Origin of the sequence: Vreelandella alkaliphila, assembly GCF_016107625.1 — a bacterium.
Lineage (GTDB): Bacteria > Pseudomonadota > Gammaproteobacteria > Pseudomonadales > Halomonadaceae > Vreelandella > Vreelandella alkaliphila.
Genome location: NZ_JABASV010000003.1, coordinates 81,744 through 98,384, shown reverse-complemented (window position 1 = coordinate 98,384; position 16,641 = coordinate 81,744). Strand labels below are relative to the sequence as shown.

Annotated in this window: 20 protein-coding genes; 10 read left to right on the top strand and 10 right to left on the bottom strand. The window is 50.3% G+C overall.

Features of this window, described 5'->3' with window-relative positions; translation table 11 throughout:
- Positions 1-53 precede the first annotated feature (53 nt).
- Genes crcB (JFC11_RS05695) through JFC11_RS05685 form a run of 3 tightly spaced genes read left to right on the top strand, consistent with a single transcriptional unit; the run spans position 54 to position 1,811 of the window.
- Positions 54-440: a fluoride efflux transporter CrcB gene (gene crcB / locus JFC11_RS05695; RefSeq protein WP_038477702.1), complete on the top strand. Its 387-nt coding sequence runs from the start codon at positions 54-56 to the stop codon at positions 438-440.
- Positions 437-823, top strand: a complete 387-nt coding sequence (gene crcB / locus JFC11_RS05690) for a fluoride efflux transporter CrcB (RefSeq protein WP_120386432.1) — start codon at positions 437-439, stop codon at positions 821-823. Before crcB (JFC11_RS05695) ends, crcB (JFC11_RS05690) begins: the two co-directional genes overlap by 4 nt.
- Before the next feature lie 13 nt (positions 824-836).
- Positions 837-1,811, top strand: coding sequence for an arsenic resistance protein (locus JFC11_RS05685; protein WP_198348943.1), 975 nt, complete (start codon positions 837-839; stop codon positions 1,809-1,811).
- A 50-nt stretch (positions 1,812-1,861) separates the two neighbouring features.
- Here the strand turns inward: JFC11_RS05685 and JFC11_RS05680 are convergent, their stop codons facing one another.
- Positions 1,862-2,719, bottom strand: a complete 858-nt coding sequence (locus tag JFC11_RS05680; protein ID WP_198348942.1) for a universal stress protein — start codon at positions 2,717-2,719, stop codon at positions 1,862-1,864.
- A 19-nt stretch (positions 2,720-2,738) separates the two neighbouring features.
- The gene (locus JFC11_RS05675) at positions 2,739-4,229 is read right to left on the bottom strand and encodes a SulP family inorganic anion transporter (protein ID WP_198348941.1); all 1,491 of its coding nucleotides are present in this window, start codon (positions 4,227-4,229) and stop codon (positions 2,739-2,741) included.
- A gap of 529 nt (positions 4,230-4,758) precedes the next feature.
- Here JFC11_RS05675 and JFC11_RS05670 point away from each other — a divergent pair.
- The 5 genes from JFC11_RS05670 (at position 4,759) to JFC11_RS05650 (ending at position 8,729) form a co-directional block, all read left to right on the top strand.
- Positions 4,759-5,772 (top strand): isocitrate dehydrogenase, encoded by a 1,014-nt coding sequence (locus JFC11_RS05670; RefSeq protein WP_038486203.1) that lies wholly within the window; start codon positions 4,759-4,761, stop codon positions 5,770-5,772.
- 97 nt (positions 5,773-5,869) lie between these two features.
- Positions 5,870-6,439 (top strand): sigma-70 family RNA polymerase sigma factor, encoded by a 570-nt coding sequence (locus JFC11_RS05665; RefSeq protein WP_038477716.1) that lies wholly within the window; start codon positions 5,870-5,872, stop codon positions 6,437-6,439.
- A gap of 12 nt (positions 6,440-6,451) precedes the next feature.
- Positions 6,452-6,667 carry a zf-HC2 domain-containing protein gene (locus JFC11_RS05660; RefSeq protein WP_198348940.1) on the top strand — a complete coding sequence of 72 codons (216 nt, stop codon included), beginning with the start codon at positions 6,452-6,454 and terminating at the stop codon, positions 6,665-6,667.
- Positions 6,654-7,337: a DUF3047 domain-containing protein gene (locus tag JFC11_RS05655; protein ID WP_095604012.1), complete on the top strand. Its 684-nt coding sequence runs from the start codon at positions 6,654-6,656 to the stop codon at positions 7,335-7,337. The genes JFC11_RS05660 and JFC11_RS05655 overlap by 14 nt, the downstream gene beginning before the upstream one ends.
- Positions 7,338-7,460: 123 nt before the next feature.
- Positions 7,461-8,729, top strand: a complete 1,269-nt coding sequence (locus tag JFC11_RS05650; RefSeq protein ID WP_198348939.1) for a methyl-accepting chemotaxis protein — start codon at positions 7,461-7,463, stop codon at positions 8,727-8,729.
- Positions 8,730-8,792: 63 nt separating this feature from the next.
- Here the strand turns inward: JFC11_RS05650 and JFC11_RS05645 are convergent, their stop codons facing one another.
- From JFC11_RS05645 to dksA, 5 genes are all read right to left on the bottom strand, one after another.
- The gene (locus JFC11_RS05645) at positions 8,793-9,443 is read right to left on the bottom strand and encodes a peroxiredoxin (protein WP_198348938.1); all 651 of its coding nucleotides are present in this window, start codon (positions 9,441-9,443) and stop codon (positions 8,793-8,795) included.
- A 102-nt stretch (positions 9,444-9,545) separates the two neighbouring features.
- Positions 9,546-10,583 carry a CNNM domain-containing protein gene (locus tag JFC11_RS05640; protein ID WP_038477731.1) on the bottom strand — a complete coding sequence of 346 codons (1,038 nt, stop codon included), beginning with the start codon at positions 10,581-10,583 and terminating at the stop codon, positions 9,546-9,548.
- 130 nt (positions 10,584-10,713) lie between these two features.
- Positions 10,714-11,598, bottom strand: a complete 885-nt coding sequence (gene folE2, locus JFC11_RS05635; RefSeq protein WP_198348937.1) for a GTP cyclohydrolase FolE2 — start codon at positions 11,596-11,598, stop codon at positions 10,714-10,716.
- Positions 11,598-12,716, bottom strand: a complete 1,119-nt coding sequence (locus JFC11_RS05630; RefSeq protein ID WP_198348936.1) for a CobW family GTP-binding protein — start codon at positions 12,714-12,716, stop codon at positions 11,598-11,600. The genes folE2 and JFC11_RS05630 overlap by 1 nt, the downstream gene beginning before the upstream one ends.
- Positions 12,716-13,201 (bottom strand): RNA polymerase-binding protein DksA, encoded by a 486-nt coding sequence (gene dksA, locus JFC11_RS05625; protein WP_198348935.1) that lies wholly within the window; start codon positions 13,199-13,201, stop codon positions 12,716-12,718. The genes JFC11_RS05630 and dksA overlap by 1 nt, the downstream gene beginning before the upstream one ends.
- Positions 13,202-13,305: 104 nt before the next feature.
- Here dksA and JFC11_RS05620 point away from each other — a divergent pair, with 104 nt between their 5' ends.
- Positions 13,306-13,965 (top strand): DUF1826 domain-containing protein, encoded by a 660-nt coding sequence (locus JFC11_RS05620; RefSeq protein ID WP_038477739.1) that lies wholly within the window; start codon positions 13,306-13,308, stop codon positions 13,963-13,965.
- A gap of 76 nt (positions 13,966-14,041) precedes the next feature.
- A complete protein-coding gene (locus JFC11_RS05615) occupies positions 14,042-14,749 on the top strand; it encodes an inorganic diphosphatase (protein WP_095604018.1) in 708 nt (235 codons plus the stop codon).
- A gap of 179 nt (positions 14,750-14,928) precedes the next feature.
- Here the strand turns inward: JFC11_RS05615 and JFC11_RS05610 are convergent, their stop codons facing one another.
- The 3 genes from JFC11_RS05610 to JFC11_RS05600 form a co-directional block, all read right to left on the bottom strand.
- Complete coding sequence (locus JFC11_RS05610; protein ID WP_009721376.1) at positions 14,929-15,396, bottom strand: S-ribosylhomocysteine lyase; 468 nt, start codon at positions 15,394-15,396, stop codon at positions 14,929-14,931.
- A 54-nt stretch (positions 15,397-15,450) separates the two neighbouring features.
- Entirely contained in the window at positions 15,451-15,798 is a 348-nt protein-coding gene (locus JFC11_RS05605) for a putative quinol monooxygenase (protein WP_038477746.1), read from the bottom strand.
- A gap of 61 nt (positions 15,799-15,859) precedes the next feature.
- Complete coding sequence (locus tag JFC11_RS05600; protein ID WP_038477749.1) at positions 15,860-16,537, bottom strand: haloacid dehalogenase type II; 678 nt, start codon at positions 16,535-16,537, stop codon at positions 15,860-15,862.
- Positions 16,538-16,641 lie beyond the last annotated feature (104 nt).

Below are 16,641 nucleotides of genomic sequence, written 5' to 3'. Positions count from 1 at the left end.
GGGTAGGTGGTACACTTAGCAGCCTATCAACGCGGCCAGTTAAAGGAGTTACGATGGGGCATGGTATCGCGAGCATGCTACTGGTAGCACTTGGCGGCGCATTGGGCGGCATGGGTCGCTATGCCGTTTCTAACCTTATGGCCCACCTGCTGGGCAAAACCTTCCCCTGGGGTACCTTACTGGTGAATGCCAGCGGTGCGTTTATAGCGGGCGGGCTTCTTGGTTACTACGGCGTGCCAAGCGCACAGCCGCTGTGGCTATTTACTGTTGCAGGCTTGCTAGGTGGCTACACCACCGTTTCTTCATTTAGCTTACAAACTATTGAGCTGTGGCAAAGCGGCCAAGCGCTGCGTGCCGCCTTAAATATTGCCGCTACCCTAGTGCTCGGCATGGTGATGGCCATGCTCGGTTGGCTGTTAGCTAAGGGGTTGTTGCTATGAACTGGCGAGCTTACCTAGCCGTCGGGATTGGTAGCGGGCTTGGCAGTGCACTTCGCTACGGGGTATCTCTCATGTCTTTGGCAGCACTTGGTGGCTATTTCCCCTGGGGCACGCTGCTGGTTAACGTGCTGGGTTCTGGAATCATCGGTTGGATTGCCGCTACCGCCTCACGTTTTCCTAACGGCAAGCTTGCGCACTGGCAGCCGCTGTTAGTGGCCGGTTTTTGCGGCGGCTTTACCACGTTTTCACTCTTTAGCCTGGAAACATTGCACCTTATTCAACAGGGGCTTTCTGGGCTAGCGCTGCTTTATGTACTTATCAGCCTACCGCTTTGGTTACTGGCGGCCTGGCTAGGAGAACGCATAGCGCTTTCTCGTCTATAACCGTAGGTATTTCATGCGCGAGCAGTTAGAGCGACAACAGTCTTGGCTTTACCTGGGATTTATCTGCTTAGGGCTTACGTTGGGTCTGATAGCTCCCTTACTAGCGTCATCACTTGAACAGCTGCTATGTCCGCTCCTCGGCATACTGCTCTACGCCACTTTTACTCAAATACCGCTATTACATATCAAGCAAAGCGTTACCGATAAACGCTTTATGGCAGCGCTGCTGATTGGCAACTTCATTATCATTCCTGCACTACTCGGGGTGTTGGTGCTAGGTCTTTTAGTAGTGGGGCTACCACTTCCCCCACCGGTAATGGCTGGTGTTTTGCTAGTGCTACTGATGCCCTGCACAGACTGGTTTATTACCTTCACGCACTTAGGCAAAGGCGATGCCGCCCGCGCGGTTGCGGCAACGCCACTGCTGCTGCTCATCCAAATGGTCGCATTGCCCGTTTATCTGTGGCTATTTTTAGGCGGCGAGTGGTTGCAGTTAACCTTTTCTGCAGACCTTCTCAGCGCATTTGCTGGACTGATCCTGCTGCCCTTGAGTTTGGCATGGCTGACAGAACTTGCCGCCAAGCGATCTTCAGCTATCAAACGCTCTGTGGGCTGCCTCATTTATTTACCAGTGCCGCTGCTAGCACTGGCGGTGTTCATCATTGCCGCGTCGCAAGTAAATAGCGTGCTAGGGCTTAGCTATGTTCTGTGGCAGGTTGTGTTTATCTTTATTGGCTTTTTAGTCATCGCTGGGTTGTTGGGTAAAACGTTAGGCAGCCTATTCAAACTACCGCCTGCCAGCGCCCGAACACTTGCCTTTAGTTTTGGCACGCGCAATTCGTTTGTCATGTTGCCCATTACGCTTACCCTGCCCAATGGATGGCAAGCCGCGGTAGTAGTTATTGTTTTTCAATCGCTAGTGGAGTTATTTGGCATGATAGCGTTGATACGCTGGGTGCCCGGCAAGCTAATTCCGAGCCAGCTATAAAAAACGCCGGCCCCTTAGCGTGGTGACCGGCGTTAAAGCGTACGTATTGATTAACGCAATATTAGTACCGGAATTCGGCTACCGCGTAACATCGCCGTGGTGGTACTGCCGACCAGCAAGTGGCGAATACGCGAGTGGCCATAAGCGCCCATCACTAGAAGGTCGATCGCATGCTCCTTCTCGTACGCTTGCAAGGTGTCGTCTACCTCACCGGAACGGATGGCGCCTTCGGCTTGGTGGCCAGCATCGCGTAGCGTAGTCAACGCCCAATCAAGCTCGCTGCGATGCTCAGCGGTTTCAGCACCCACAATCAGCACATGGCATTCGGTACCGGTAAATAACGGAGAACGCGCCAGCATCTCCACCCCTTTACGGGCAGTTTTGCTACCGTCAAACGCAATCAGCACCCTTTCAGGCTGCTTAAAGGCTTTGGGCACCATGAGAATTGGGCGATGCATTTCACGCACCACACGCTCAAGGTTTGAACCTAAGTGGCCGCTGGCGTGGTGAGCGGTTTCACCACGCTTGCCTACCACCAACAAACGTATGTCTTTCTCTAGCTCTACCAAGGTTTCGACCAGCGTGCCGTTAAGCTGGCGAATAATGGGATCAACGACCCCATCTTCTACTGCCCGTGCCTTGGCAGCTTCCAGCATAAGCTTGCCTTGCTCACGGTTTACCTTAGCGCGCTGTTCATCAAGCTCAGAAAGCTCTTTCATCAAGCGCTCGCGGGCACCAAATCTTAGGTTACCCGACAAATTTTGCTCTGCTGGCACATCAGAATGATTATCCACCACATGCACAAAGCTAAGCGGCGCATTTAATGCCAAGCTTGCCCAAGCGGCGTAGTCACAGACGCTTTCTGCATATTGGGAGCCGTCAATCGCGGCGAGTACGTGTTCAGTCATATCGCTCTCCTTGCGGTGGTTAGTGGCCGCCCATTAGCTTTTCAACCGCTTCAGGGTCGTTGTGTACCGCGTAGCGGTCGACGACAGTGGCACTGGCTTCGCTCAAGCCCACCAGTTCCACCTCAGTACCTTCACGACGGAACTTAATCACCACACGGTCCAGGGCTTGAACAGCGGTAATATCCCAGAAGTGGGCACGGGAAAGGTTGATAGTGACCTTATCGATGCTCTCTTTAAAATCGAAGGCCGCAATAAAACGCTCAGAAGAGGCAAAGAACACTTGGCCAACCACTTGGTATTCACGCTCTTTACCGGGCTCTACTTCTTTCGAGCCGATATACAGGATGTTGCCGACTTTATTAGCAAAGAACATCGCCGCCAGCAGTACACCTACAAAGACACCAATCGCTAAATTGTGCGTCCCCACAGTCACCGCCACTGTGGCTAGCATAACGATATTGGTACTCACCGGATGTTTTTTAAGGTCGCGAATCGACTCCCAGCTAAAGGTGCCAATCGATACCATAATCATCACCGCTACCAGCGCTGCCATAGGAATCTGCGAGACCCAATCCGCGAGGAAGACCACCATCAACAACAGAACAACACCAGCGATAAGCGTTGAGAGCCTAGTCCGGCCACCGGATTTTATGTTGATGACTGACTGACCAATCATTGCACAGCCTGCCATACCGCCCAGTAAACCCGATCCGATATTAGCGATACCCTGACCTTTACACTCACGGTTTTTATCGCTGGGTGTATCCGTTAAGTCATCAACAATGGTGGCTGTCATCATAGATTCCAGAAGGCCCACCACCGCCAGCATGATGGCGTAGGGAAAGATGATCATTAGCGTTTCTAAATTAAGTGGCACGCTAGGCCATAAGAACATTGGCAGTGTATCGGGCAGTTCGCCCATATCACCTACCGTGCGTATATCCATGCCGCTTACCATATACACCCCGGTAAGCACCACGATGCATACCAGAGGAGAAGGAACCGACTTTCCAATCGCCGGCAAGTACGGGAAGAGATAGATAATGCCTAAGCCTGCTAGCGTCATGGCATAAACATGCCACGTCACATTAGTTAACTCGGGCAGTTGCGCCATGAAGATTAATATCGCTAGGGCATTCACGAACCCGGTGACCACCGAACGGGATACAAAACGCATCAGCTCTGCAAGTTTTAAGTAGCCTGCGATAATCTGTAATACCCCAGTCAATAGCGTGGCCGCCAGTAGGTACTCAAGGCCATGTTCGCGCACTAAGGTAACCATCAGCAGTGCCATGGCGCCGGTAGCTGCTGAAATCATACCTGGGCGACCACCGGTAAAGGCGATCACTACTGCGATACAAAATGAGGCGTATAGGCCCACTTTGGGGTCAACGCCCGCAATAATCGAAAATGCAATCGCTTCAGGAATTAGCGCTAGGGCAACAACGATGCCTGAGAGCGTGTCGCCTTTGACGTTAGAGAACCACTCTTGCTTACTGAAAAGTGCCATTCAGGGAGTCCATAGTTGAAGGTGAAACACTACGCACTACCGCCACACCGAGGTGAAGCGAGAACGCGCAATTAAGCGAATAGGTTGTCAAAACAGTGCTGCATCACGAAGATACGGGGCAGCATCAATAGCCAATGAACGGCCATAGGATGCACAAGCGCCGACAAAACGCGATAGGCGTCATGGCGCTTATATAAAGGAGGGAATTACTTAGGGCGGAGTCATCAGCCCAGAAAAGATGTGAGTAAATTCAGTCATAAGTAATATTCTGTACGGTTGCAATAAGCAAGATGCGACAAAGCGCAGTATTCTAACAGCATCACAGCCGCATTGCATCTCACGCCACTCTGGTAGCTCACACTGTGATACGCGCTAACACGCCCTCACCTCTACTTAGGCAGGGTGACCTCGCGACTGATTGTGGCGTACCATTGCGCCACCAGAAACGATGACAATTGCCAACGTTTTATGTTGAAGCGGCACACATAGCCACGTGCCGAATATGCCCGCCAAAGAGGAGAAGTAGATGATGAGTCAGTCAATTGCGGTGATTAAAGGCGACGGTATCGGCCCAGAAATTATGGATGCCACCCTGCGCGTGCTTGATGCGCTGGAGTGCGGTCTGAATTATGAGTTTATCGATGCTGGCCTGGCGGCGCTTGAAAAACACGGTACGCTGATTCCTCAAGAGTCGCTTGATGCCATCGAGAAGTACGGTATTGCCCTGAAAGGCCCGCTGACCACTCCCATTGGCAAAGGTTTCTCCTCCATCAATGTGCAACTGCGTCGTCATTTTGACTTGTACGCTAACGTGCGCCCTGCGATTAGCTTCCCCGGTACGCGTTCGCGTTACAGCGATATCGATATGATTACCGTGCGGGAAAACACCGAAGGCGCCTACCTCTCTGATGGCCAAGAGATGATTGACGATGGCAATACCGGCATTTCAGTCATCAAGGTAACCCGCCAGGGTTCCGAACGCATTGTGCGCTATGCGTTTGAGCTAGCCAAAAATAACGGCCGTAAGAAAGTCACCGCTGTACATAAAGCTAACATCATTAAAACCAGCTCTGGCCTGTTTTTGGATGTCGCTCGGGAAGTCGCCAAAGAGTATCCCGAGATCGAATTCCAGGAAATGATTGTAGATAACGCCTGCATGCAGCTAGTGATGAATCCGCACCAGTTCGATGTCGTTGTCACCACCAACCTGTTTGGCGATATTCTTTCTGACCTATGTGCAGGGCTAGTTGGCGGATTAGGTCTAGCGCCCGGTGCTAACATCGGCGAAAAGGCTGCTATTTTTGAAGCAGTTCACGGTTCAGCACCGGATATTGCCGGACAAAAAATCGCCAACCCTTGCGCCCTGCTACTAGCAGCCGCCCAAATGCTTGACCATTTAGGCATGAACGAAAAAGGCGACGCGATTCGTCACGGAATTCGCGCGGTGTTGGAGACACGCCGCGATATGGTGACACCCGACATGGGCGGCACCGGCACAACCGATACATTTGCCCAAGCGCTCGTAGAGCACTTAACCGCTTAACTGTTTAGGTGCTTCTCCCGTCACCGCAACGCATCTTACGCGGTGATGGGATCCTTGAGCTTTAAGCCTGACTTTTCTTAGCTTAGGGACGCTCATATTGCCTATCTCCTCACAGCAAGCTGCCGAACACTTCAGACATATCCGCCCCCGCCTGCTTGCATTTGCACGCTTGCAGCTTAGGGAGAGTGCTGCCGCTGAAGATGCCGTTCAGGAAACGTTGCTCACCGCGTTTGAAAAAACCAGTTCATTTGAAGGGCGCTCAGAATTTGAAACCTGGGTATTTGGCATCTTGAAATTTAAGATACTTGACCATCTGCGCCAGCAGAAAAAACAGGGGCGCTGGCAGCCGCTAAATGACTCAATCGACGAGGACACGTTAGACCGACTATTCAAATCAAATGGGCATTGGCAGCCCAGCGCCCGCCCGCACGACTGGGGAGAACCTGAGCATATTTTAGAGAATCAGCGCTTCTGGCAAGTGTTCGATGCTTGTTTAATAGCGCTACCTGACAGTATCGCACGCGTATTTACCTTACGAGAGCTGATGGGATTATCGACACAGGATATTTGTAAGGAACTCGACATAACAGAAACTAACTGTTGGGTTATCTTACACCGAGCACGGCTAAGGTTAAGAGCCTGTTTGGATAACGGCTGGATTCAGTAGGAGCCAATAAAGATGCTAATGTGCCGTGAAGCAACGCGTTTGATGTCACTTAAACAAGATAGAGCACTCACCTTTCGCGAACGTACTGCACTACGCATACATCTCTCTATGTGCAGCGCCTGCCGCGCCTGTGCCCGCCAATTTGACCTGCTTCACAAAATTGGTGAGCACCACCCTGCTGCACCCAAAAGCTCAACAGACGGCGGTGGTCGTTATGAGCCTCGCTAGCGCTTTTCCCATCAAAGGAACAGTATTAGCGAGCCTATTTTTTAGCCCGTTATTATTCACAACCGCTAGCGGGCAAGAGATACGCTTTACACCTAACCAAATCATGACCTGGCCTACCCGAAGCTTCGAAGGCGAAACACGCTATTCCATTGTTGAGAAATCAGGCCAACGAGTGCTTGAAGCCAATGCTCAGGGCCAGGCCTCTGCACGCTACCTGGAACGCGATATTGACTTAAATGAAACGCCCTACCTTCACTGGTGCTGGCAAGTAGACTCAATCTATCCGGGCGTTGATGAAACTACGAAAGCGGGCGATGACTATCCAGCACGGGTTTATGTGGCGCGTAAGACGGGGATTCTTCCCTGGCAGGTCGAATCGGTTAACTATGTCTGGTCCTCTACCCAACCTCAGGGTGCATCGTGGCCAAATGCCTTTACTGACCGAGCACAACTGATGGCGCTGCAAAGTGGCAATAGCGCGGTTGGGGAGTGGGTGGCAGAAGTACGCGATGTCCGTGCTGACTACCAAGCTCTTTTTGGCAACGCTCCTAGCCAAGTCAACGGTATCGCCTTAATGAGTGATGGTGATAATACAGGCGGCAACGCCACTGCGTGGTTTACCCAACTAGGCTTTTCTAGCCTTAGCACTCCCCCTACATGTCCCCAATAGTCAAATAAGGCTAGCATACTACTTATTTGTACAAAACCATTACAAACAGAGTGCCTTTTATCAAGATCTGATCTACTATCACCCTATTCTCGGTGACAACAGACTAGATTCAAGGGACTACCAATGCTCGCATATTTCGCTTCTGACGCCTTACGTAGCGCCCTAACCCAACATACTGCGTGTATCTATTTTTCATCGGAAGGCATTATCCAAGAGGCTAGTGAGCCGTTTTTAGCCTCTATGGGGTACTTATTAGCTGATATTAAGGGGCAGCATCACCGTATTTTTTGTTTTCCTGAAGAAACGTCTAACCGTCAATATGATGATTTTTGGAAATCACTTGCAGCAGGTGTAAGCCAGCAGGGGCGTTTTCGGCGCATGAACGCACTTGGCGAAGAGGTATGGCTTGAGGCCACCTATTTACCGATCAAGAACCGTCGTGGCAACGTTGTACAAATTTTAAAAGTAGCCACTGATGTGACCAAAGAGCACCAAAACGCCGCTAGCGAACGTTTCATTCTTCAAGCCCTAAATAGCTCAATGGCAGTCATTGAATTCACAACTGACGGTTTTATTCTGGATGCCAATACTAATTTTGAACAAGTAATGGGGTATCCTCTGCACAAACTTCGTGGCGAACATCATCGACTGTTCTGCGATAATGATTTTTACCGAGAACACTCAGATTTCTGGCAACGCTTAAGCCAAGGGGAGTATAAGCAGGGTAAGTTCTTACGCCTAAATGCCAAAGGAGACGCCGTTTGGCTGGAAGCTACTTATAACCCTATCTTTGATGACGAGGGTAAGGTGGTAAAGGTCGTTAAGTTTGCTACCGATATCACTCAAGCAATGCTGGCAACTGAAGCGGCTAAAGCCACCGTAAGCAGCGCTCAAGCATCGTCTAGCCAAACCGAGCGGATTGCTCAAAATGGGTTAACCCACTTGCAAACGGTGCTTTCCGACTCACAACATGCCGCCCATACGCTCAACGAAGCACAGCAACTAATCACTGCACTAAACCAACAAGCGGAACAGATTAACAAAATTACTGCATCAATCGCGCAAATTGCCAGCCAAACAAACTTGCTTTCATTAAATGCCGCGGTGGAAGCCGCAAGAGCAGGTGAACAGGGCCGTGGATTTGCGGTTGTAGCAAATGAAGTACGCCAATTAGCCAAAGGATCAAGTGAAGCGGTGAGCGAAATCACTCGAGTTCTAAAAGAAAATAATGCACTTGTCGCCCGCACCACTCAGGCAATGCAGCAAGTGGTCAAGCAAGGTGAAAGCAGTCAAACGAGTGTTAAAGAAATAGAGTCAATTGTGAGCGAAATTTTGCAAGGCGCGCAGAATGTTTCTCACTCTATCGAACGACTCTCTTTAGCACCTTCATAAGAAGAAAACTCGCCATGTTCATGGCGAGTTTTTTTAGTCTTAAAACAAGGTAGCGTTAACTTATTAGCGCAATTTCGTTTTACGCAGGTACGGCAGAACAGCGTCAAATTCACCGAACTTCTGCTTGGCATCTTCATTAGACACGCTCGGCGGAATAATAACGTCCTGACCAACTGTCCAGTCAGCAGGCGTTGCAACGCCATGTTTTGCCGTGGCTTGCAGTGCATCCAGCGCACGCAGAATTTCTGCGAAATTACGGCCTACCGTCATCGGGTAGGTCATCGATAGTTTCAACTGCTTATCCGGCCCGATAATGAACACCGAGCGTACCGTTGCGCTATCGGCAGGGGTGCGGCCATCTGGCAGATAAGCATCTTCTGGCAGCATATCGAACAGCTTGGAAACCTTTAGGCCTTCATCAGCAATAATGGGGAAGCCAACCGTATTGCCGCAAACTTTCTCGATATCGCTTGCCCAGCGTTTGTGGTCTTCAACGCCATCCACAGAGACGCCAATGACTTTGGTGCCGCGCTTTTCCCATTCGGGGCTCAGCGTTGCCACTGCGCCGAATTCTGTGGTGCAGACCGGCGTGAAATCTTTAGGGTGAGAAAAGAGGATCGCCCAGCTATCGCCGATCCAGTCGTGAAAATGAATCGGGCCTTGGCTAGTTTCTGCTTCGAAATCAGGCACTACCGCATTGATACGTAATGACATCGTTCCTCCTCATTAGGGTCAAGTGACCTTAATACCTTATATGACTTTCAACACCTTCACTATAGAACGTTTAGCGCTATAGCAGTGAAACATTTACTATGCTCAATCCAGCGATTTGACGTCTTTCTCTTCCCGCTTGATGCGCTTTACCCAGCGCTGTTTTGCATAGTGGCGCAAGTTCGCCACACTGTCGGTTTCATCGACAATATCTTGACCTAATATCGTCTCAATGATGTCTTCTAGGGTGATAAGGCCCACAAAGGTGCCGTGTTCATCATAAACCACCCGCATGTGCAGGTGATCCTTTAACATTGATGTAAACACCTGCTCGACATTGTTCGATACGTCGACACTGCCAATCGGATGCATCAGCTCGCGCATAGTTTTGGCATCATCGGCGTGATACATATCGGCTTTGTGTACATAACCAAATGCCTGCTCACCGTTATCCATCACAGGGAAACGAGTGAATGGCATTTTGCCATACTGCTCGTCAAACTCCTTAACCGTCATGTTAGGCAATACCGTTTCACAGACAGTACGGGGCGTCATCGCTTTATTAACCGCAATTTCATGCAAATTCAACATGTTAATAATGGTGCGTGACTCATCCGCATCCAACACTTTCTCTTCTAAACCTACCCGCGCCAACACTTTAATTTCATCGCGCAAGTCAACATCATGCTCTGACTTCCCTAAACGGCGCGTAATCTGTTCGGACATCCAGATAAACGGCAGCAACCCAATGATCATTGGGTTCAGTAACCGTGGCAACACCGGTGATAGACCTCGCCAATAGGTAGCACCAATCGTTTTGGGAATGATTTCAGAAAGAATTAAAATCAGCATGGTCATGACGGCCGACACAATGGCAATAGAGGCTTCGCCAAACACGACCGCGGCCTGCGCCCCCACTGCCGTTGCACCGACAGTATGCGCAATGGTGTTAAGCGTTAAGATCGCGGCCAACGGCCGATCAATATTGGTTTTTAGCTTCGTCAGCGCCGCATGAAGCTTGGGATTATCTTCTTTTTGCTTGGCGATATAGCTTGGCGTAATAGACAGCAACGCTGCTTCAAGGATAGAGCACAGAAAAGAGAACGCGATTGAAAGGGTAGCAATCGTGATAAGAAGGAACATGGGAGCTCATAGTGATGGATGATGCATCGTATATAAGGTCACGACTGCTTGGTGTCAATGCGTAAACACATCTTTATTTTCTTACAGCCAGCTAACATCATTTCTCATGAACATTTCTCATGAACATTTCTCACCACTGCCATTCGCATCTCGCTACCGCATCGTGGGCGTGCAAACTTTCAGCATGAACCACCTTCAGCTGGAAGCCTGAAATATCAGCCATCCTTCTAAGCGCTTGATCTAGACGTTTGGCTGCATCTTCGCAGAACATCAGATTCTGACCATTGGCGAGCGCAAATGCCTGCTCATCAATACGTTTAACAGCTGTCTGTAACGCTGTCCCCAGGGCGTTCTCAATACGCTCAATAAGGTCGGCAAGCGGAATAACATCGTTTCCTGCCAGCCGTATGGAACAGTGGGCAACACTGCGCTGACTATGTGGAGTGGCGAGTACCCCTTCCTCGCTGCCTAGCCACGCAAGTACAGCCTGCTTGGTTAAGGGGATCTCTTCAAAATCTTCCACAAACGCTTGCTGGATTAGCTGTCTTGCTAATGCCGCTGAGCAAGGGCAAGTTGAGGAGTAACCAACGGATACGTCTAGCTCTACCTTAAAACCTGACGGTGTGAGCTGGCTGTGCAGTGTAAACGGATAGCCTTTCCAACCTGACAAAGGGCTGATCAGCGCGTCACGTTTAAGTAATACCTCCCCACTGAACGTTAGGTAAGCATTTTCTGATAATGCTTGGTGACTCTCTAAAAAAGCCGCAAGAACACGATGAATTAATGTGAGCGTTAGCGGCTGGTGCTCTAATGCATCCAATGCGGTATACAGCCGTGACATGTGGATACCACGAGCACCGGCCTCCTCAAGGCTAACACCAGCTGACACATTGGCATTCACTTGGTACCCCGCCAGCTGTACCGGCAACGCAATGCCTTCCATCCCAACCCAGGAAAGCGTGCCCGGTAAACGGGCAGGTTGTTGGGCAATATCGGGTAAAGTAAAAGCCGTCATTAAATTGCCTCGTTCGTTGATGAGTTAGCTGATGAGTTAAAGGGTGTGAAATAACGATAAAGCTGCGCCACAGTGGCAGGCGCGACATTTTGAGTAATGAAGACAAACCGAGAAATGCGGTCATTAACACACTGCATCGGCAGAGGCGTCGGCGGGTGGAAAATGTGCTGGACGCCGTGCAGTGCGAGCGGTTCATCGCGATCGGTAAGATGCACAATCGCTTTAATGCGTAGCATTTTCTCGCCCATCAACGACATCAATAGATCCAGCCAGTTTTCCAAAGCCTCTGGAGTAATTAATCCCTCAACGCAAAAACAAAACGCATTGATATTCTCCCCATGACGAGTCAACGTTGGCTGGCTAGTGGGCTGCACAAAAGCAGCGTTACTGTCGCCCTGCTGCTCCCCCTCGTGCTTAACATCTTCAGCGTGGATAACGCTGTAACGTGCTGACTTCAGCCATTGCTCTACCTGGTATCGTTGAGAATCCTGACGAAAAAGCCCTGCACCTACCAACAACTCAGGCGAAAGGTTACCGTTCACTACCTGCCACTGCTCTGCTGCCGGATTGATGGACGCCAGTTGGTTAGCCAGTGGTGTTAGGCGGACTTCGTCGACCAGGTCAGTTTTGGTGATGAGTAACCGGTCTGCTATCGCTATCTGGCGCTGTGACTCACGATGCGCCTGCAACGTTGCCTCACCGTTCGCGGCATCAACACAGCACACCACGCTATCCAACTGGAAACGGTGGGCAAGCCAATGATCGGTCATTAACAGCTGTAAAATAGGGGCGGGATCGGCCAGTCCTGTGGTTTCAATCACAACACGGGAAGGTGCTGGTTTTCCCTCTGCCAACAGCGAATCAATAGCCTGCTTTAGCGTACGGCTTAAGTCCCCCCTCAATGTGCAGCACAAACAGCCGCTGCTCATCTCCACCACCGCTTGCTCATCACTCTGGGTAATCAACTGATGATCTAGCCCAATATCACCAAACTCATTAATTACGATCAGCGTGTTTTGCATTGACGCTTGGCGTACCCAACGATTGAGTAACGTTGTCTTACCGCTCCCTAAAAAACCGGTCAGTACGTTAACCGGTGTCAGCGTGGAGAACTGCATCACTCCCCCCGTGCCTTGCGGAAATGGTGCTCTTTACGCTCCTGGCGCTCCTTTGCCTCAATGCAAAGCTTTGCCGTGGGACGAAAAAGTAGCCGTGGGAGACCAATGGGCTCACCAGTTTCTTCACAGAAGCCGTATTCACCATTTTCGATACGCTGTAAGGCTACATCAATATTATTGATCAACCGACTTTCACGATCTGCTTGGCGAAGTGACAACCGCAGCTCCTCCTCAAACGAGGCCTGATCAGCCTCGTCGCTATCTCTCTCATGGGAGGCGATAGCCGTTTTCACCTCGTTTAAATGCGCCTCAAGCTCCGCACGTTCGTTCAAAAGCCGCTGACGGAAAAACGCAAGCTGTACGGCATTCATGTACTCGTCTGCTGATGAGGCCAACAGCAAAGCCTCCTCAGCTTTTTTTGCATCTAGGAATTCAGCGCCACTGTCTGCTCTGGCAGTTACTGACTGAGTGATATCGGGTTGCAATGTATAGCCTCCTATTGATAAAAACGTTATAACATAACAAATAGAGCTCTGCGACCTAACCTTTCTCAATGCTAGTGCACTGCTAAACGTAACAGGAGACCTACATGCCCACCCCACACTCTCATCAAGCAGCATCCTGGCCGCTACCACAACACGCCGCACTGGATACCGACATCAGCGTGCTTCCGCGTATATTTGAAGAGCAGATTAACATCGCTATTCTGCAACGCGCTCTGCCCGCCGATGTGGCGCTTAGCGCAAACGCACAGAGCCAAACATCGCGAGACTGGCAGTATGCATGGCTTGGCAGTCCTACAGATGACTTTAAAAATGACTTGCGTCGAAAGCTCCCAGAGCCCTCAGCAGGAGATGCGTTGGTTGACGATATCGCAACCATTGCTGAAGCCATCGCATTCCTGTTTGATACCGACACTGTTGGCATTCGTCTACGCTTATTAACAGCGGCGATGTGCCCACGTTTTCACTGCGACAACTTGCCGGTACGTTTAGTGACCACCTATGTCGGCCCAGGCAGCGAGTGGTTGCCTGAAAATGCGATTAACCGCGCAGGGCTAGGTGCGCCAACGCCTGATCGCCCCGAGATTATCAACGACCCAACTGCCATTCAGCGTTTGCTGGCTGGTGACATCGCGTTGCTAAAAGGCAGCGGTTGGGTGGGCTGTGAAGAGCATGGCTTAGTGCACCGCAGCCCCTCTTTGGAGGCAGGTCAAAAGCGGCTATTGCTAACGATAGACCCCGCTTGACCGACTTACCCCTGTCACTAATTCGTCACTCCCACCTGATAGGGTTTACCGAATTAAATCGCTTACAGGAATGGTCATGCATAACAAACTACTGCTTGCAGGTGTGATAAGCATCTCGATGTTAACCTCTACGGCGCATGCGGAGTCATTAGGCAATCTAGCCTTTTCTGAAACAACGCCCTATACCTCAGACATGACCCTAAAAGATGATTTCACCATTGTCGGTGATGTCGATTTAATGGCGATGGATGCCATTAATAGCAATGGTTATGCCAACGCCATTATCGAAATACCAACTGGCACATCTGCCAAATGGGAAGTTAGCAAAGAAGACCCGAACGCGGTTTATTGGGAGTATAAAGATGGCGAGCCGCGCGTTGTAAATTACCTGGGTTATCCCGGCAATTATGGCGCCATACCGGGTACCGCCCTGCCCAAAGAACTAGGCGGTGACGGTGACCCACTAGATGTCATCGTATTAGGCCAAGCATTACCGCGCGGTGAAGTCGTTGATGTACGTGTTATTGGCGTTTTAAAAATGTTAGACGACGGTGAGCAAGACGACAAACTGGTGGCGGTGCTTACCCAGGATTCACCATTTGCCCATATTGAAAGCATGCAGCAACTCGATAGTGAGTTCCCTGGTGTTAGCCAGATTGTTGATATCTGGTTCGCGAATTACAAAGGCCCTGACGGTGGTATGGAAGGTCTAGGGTTTGAAGACGCCGAGTCTGCATTAGCCGTACTAGAAGCAGCTGCCGAGAATTTTCAAGCCACGCAATAATGTGATTAAATCAAACCGTCGTATTTTAAATCGCTTAAACATCACTGCTCGATTGATAGAGCAGTGATGTTCATACCTTCCCCATGCTTAACGTTATTGGGCGTTTTCCATTGGTTAATGGACTAACACTAAAACGCCCCCAATAAGGAGGCGTATTACCGATATTACGTGCTTACCGTTTAAGCAAATACTTCGGTCCACTCACTGCGCTTAGCCAGCAAGCCTTTGGCTAGCTTCTGGGCACCTTCCAGGCTGTGGCTAGCGGCCCAGCCGCACTGCATCTCATTACAGGCAGGTACTTCCGTGGCAGTCAGCACATCGTTGAGCGTTTGCTCGATAATGCTTAGCACGCCGTCATAATCGTCGTGGTTAATCATCGCGATGTAAAAACCGGTTTGGCAACCCATCGGACTAATATCAACCACTTTATCGGTGTGATTACGCGACATTTCAGCCATCAAGTGCTCCAGGGAGTGCAGCGCGGGCATCTCCATGTGCTCTTTGTTGGGCTGGCAAATACGCAAATCATATTTGTGGATACGGTCGCCATTTTGGCCTTCTTTAATATCGGCCAAACGCACGTAAGGTGCTTTTACCTTGGTATGGTCCAAGTTAAAGCTTTCGACGTTCATTTTCTTTTCAGTCATGTTGGCTCCGTCATCTAGGTACAACGCTTACTTATTCTACACCGTTACCGCTTTTCACACCTTGGGAGCGTCGAAATTCCACGGCTCGTCGGTATAAACACACACGTTGGCATCTTCAATATCGCCGTCGGGTGACTCGACGTGCTTAGCGAAAAACTCTTGTATCTCTTTGCGCTGACAGTGGGCTTCAAACTCTTCTCGGCTGGCCCAAATTTCATGAAACACGATCGGGTAGCTGGTGCCCTGGGCAAAAGGATTGTCGATTTGCCGAGTCACAGTGTAGTGAATACAAGCATCTTCGCGATGGGTGTTTGGTTCTAATGATTGCAGCGCTTTAAATACCGCTTCTTCTTTTCCAGCTTTGGGCTTAAAGCTGGCGATACAATAAATTTTTTCCGACATGGTCATATCCTAAGCGGTTAAGTTGGCACCATTATGCGGCTTGTCGGTGTGGGTTAACAACCTAACGGCTCATTCGTTCGGCCAGCATTTCCAAATCTGGCACTGTCATATCCGGCTCTCCACCCCAAGGGTCGAACGGCGCATCAGGGTGGCGGCGCACCCAGGCGCTATGTAAACCTGCATGCGTTGCTCCAATCACATCAAAAGGATTGCTGGAAATCAGCCAAGTATGTTCTGGGCGTGCTTCTAAACGTTCGCGTAAGTAGGCGTATACTGCAGGATCAGGCTTGAAGCGCTTAACGTCATCAACACTTACCACCGCATCCATGTGGTTTTCCACACCTGCGCGGGCCAGTAGCTTAATTACAGCTTCTTGAGTGCCGTTAGAAAACGCCACGCAACGAATTCCAGCATCACGTAGTTGGTCTAGGGCAGGCACCACATCTGGGAATGCAGGTAACTCCGCATAAACCGCCATTAAGTGGTCATGATCGTTATCAGAAAGACCGGTTTGCATCGCACGATCAGTGAACACTAATGCCTCCCGGATGCACTCCGAAAACGGCACATAAGCCCCCATCAAACCATGGCGAAAGCTGTATTCCAGCTGTTTTTCCCGCCAGCGCTTAGCAAAATCCCCAGCTTTGGCTGCGTCACTTAGGCGGCGCTCCAGCTCAACCGTTACCCCTTGGGTATCAATGAGCGTGCCGTATACATCAAAAGCAAGTACCGGTTGCATGATAACTCCTAGCCTGATGGATCGGATAATGGTGGGAGATAGATGATCTCATGCATTTAGCATAGCTGCCCTCTTCAAAAACAAAAACGCCGCTGCGATAGGCA

What these genes read in the sequence shown, in the direction of transcription:
- JFC11_RS05650 (WP_198348939.1), top strand. Translation starts at nt 7,461, where the DNA reads ATGCTCGCATATTTCGCTTCTGACGCCTTACGTAGCGCCCTAACCCAA.
- JFC11_RS05640 (WP_038477731.1), bottom strand. Translation starts at nt 10,583, where the DNA reads ATGTTCCTTCTTATCACGATTGCTACCCTTTCAATCGCGTTCTCTTTT.
- JFC11_RS05655 (WP_095604012.1), top strand. Translation starts at nt 6,654, where the DNA reads ATGAGCCTCGCTAGCGCTTTTCCCATCAAAGGAACAGTATTAGCGAGC.
- JFC11_RS05630 (WP_198348936.1), bottom strand. Translation starts at nt 12,716, where the DNA reads ATGCAGTTCTCCACGCTGACACCGGTTAACGTACTGACCGGTTTTTTA.
- JFC11_RS05605 (WP_038477746.1), bottom strand. Translation starts at nt 15,798, where the DNA reads ATGTCGGAAAAAATTTATTGTATCGCCAGCTTTAAGCCCAAAGCTGGA.
- folE2 (WP_198348937.1), bottom strand. Translation starts at nt 11,598, where the DNA reads ATGACGGCTTTTACTTTACCCGATATTGCCCAACAACCTGCCCGTTTA.
- JFC11_RS05680 (WP_198348942.1), bottom strand. Translation starts at nt 2,719, where the DNA reads ATGACTGAACACGTACTCGCCGCGATTGACGGCTCCCAATATGCAGAA.
- JFC11_RS05660 (WP_198348940.1), top strand. Translation starts at nt 6,452, where the DNA reads ATGCTAATGTGCCGTGAAGCAACGCGTTTGATGTCACTTAAACAAGAT.
- crcB (WP_038477702.1), top strand. Translation starts at nt 54, where the DNA reads ATGGGGCATGGTATCGCGAGCATGCTACTGGTAGCACTTGGCGGCGCA.
- JFC11_RS05610 (WP_009721376.1), bottom strand. Translation starts at nt 15,396, where the DNA reads ATGACTGAAAAGAAAATGAACGTCGAAAGCTTTAACTTGGACCATACC.
- crcB (WP_120386432.1), top strand. Translation starts at nt 437, where the DNA reads ATGAACTGGCGAGCTTACCTAGCCGTCGGGATTGGTAGCGGGCTTGGC.
- JFC11_RS05615 (WP_095604018.1), top strand. Translation starts at nt 14,042, where the DNA reads ATGCATAACAAACTACTGCTTGCAGGTGTGATAAGCATCTCGATGTTA.
- JFC11_RS05620 (WP_038477739.1), top strand. Translation starts at nt 13,306, where the DNA reads ATGCCCACCCCACACTCTCATCAAGCAGCATCCTGGCCGCTACCACAA.
- JFC11_RS05645 (WP_198348938.1), bottom strand. Translation starts at nt 9,443, where the DNA reads ATGTCATTACGTATCAATGCGGTAGTGCCTGATTTCGAAGCAGAAACT.
- JFC11_RS05600 (WP_038477749.1), bottom strand. Translation starts at nt 16,537, where the DNA reads ATGCAACCGGTACTTGCTTTTGATGTATACGGCACGCTCATTGATACC.
- JFC11_RS05675 (WP_198348941.1), bottom strand. Translation starts at nt 4,229, where the DNA reads ATGGCACTTTTCAGTAAGCAAGAGTGGTTCTCTAACGTCAAAGGCGAC.
- JFC11_RS05670 (WP_038486203.1), top strand. Translation starts at nt 4,759, where the DNA reads ATGAGTCAGTCAATTGCGGTGATTAAAGGCGACGGTATCGGCCCAGAA.
- JFC11_RS05685 (WP_198348943.1), top strand. Translation starts at nt 837, where the DNA reads ATGCGCGAGCAGTTAGAGCGACAACAGTCTTGGCTTTACCTGGGATTT.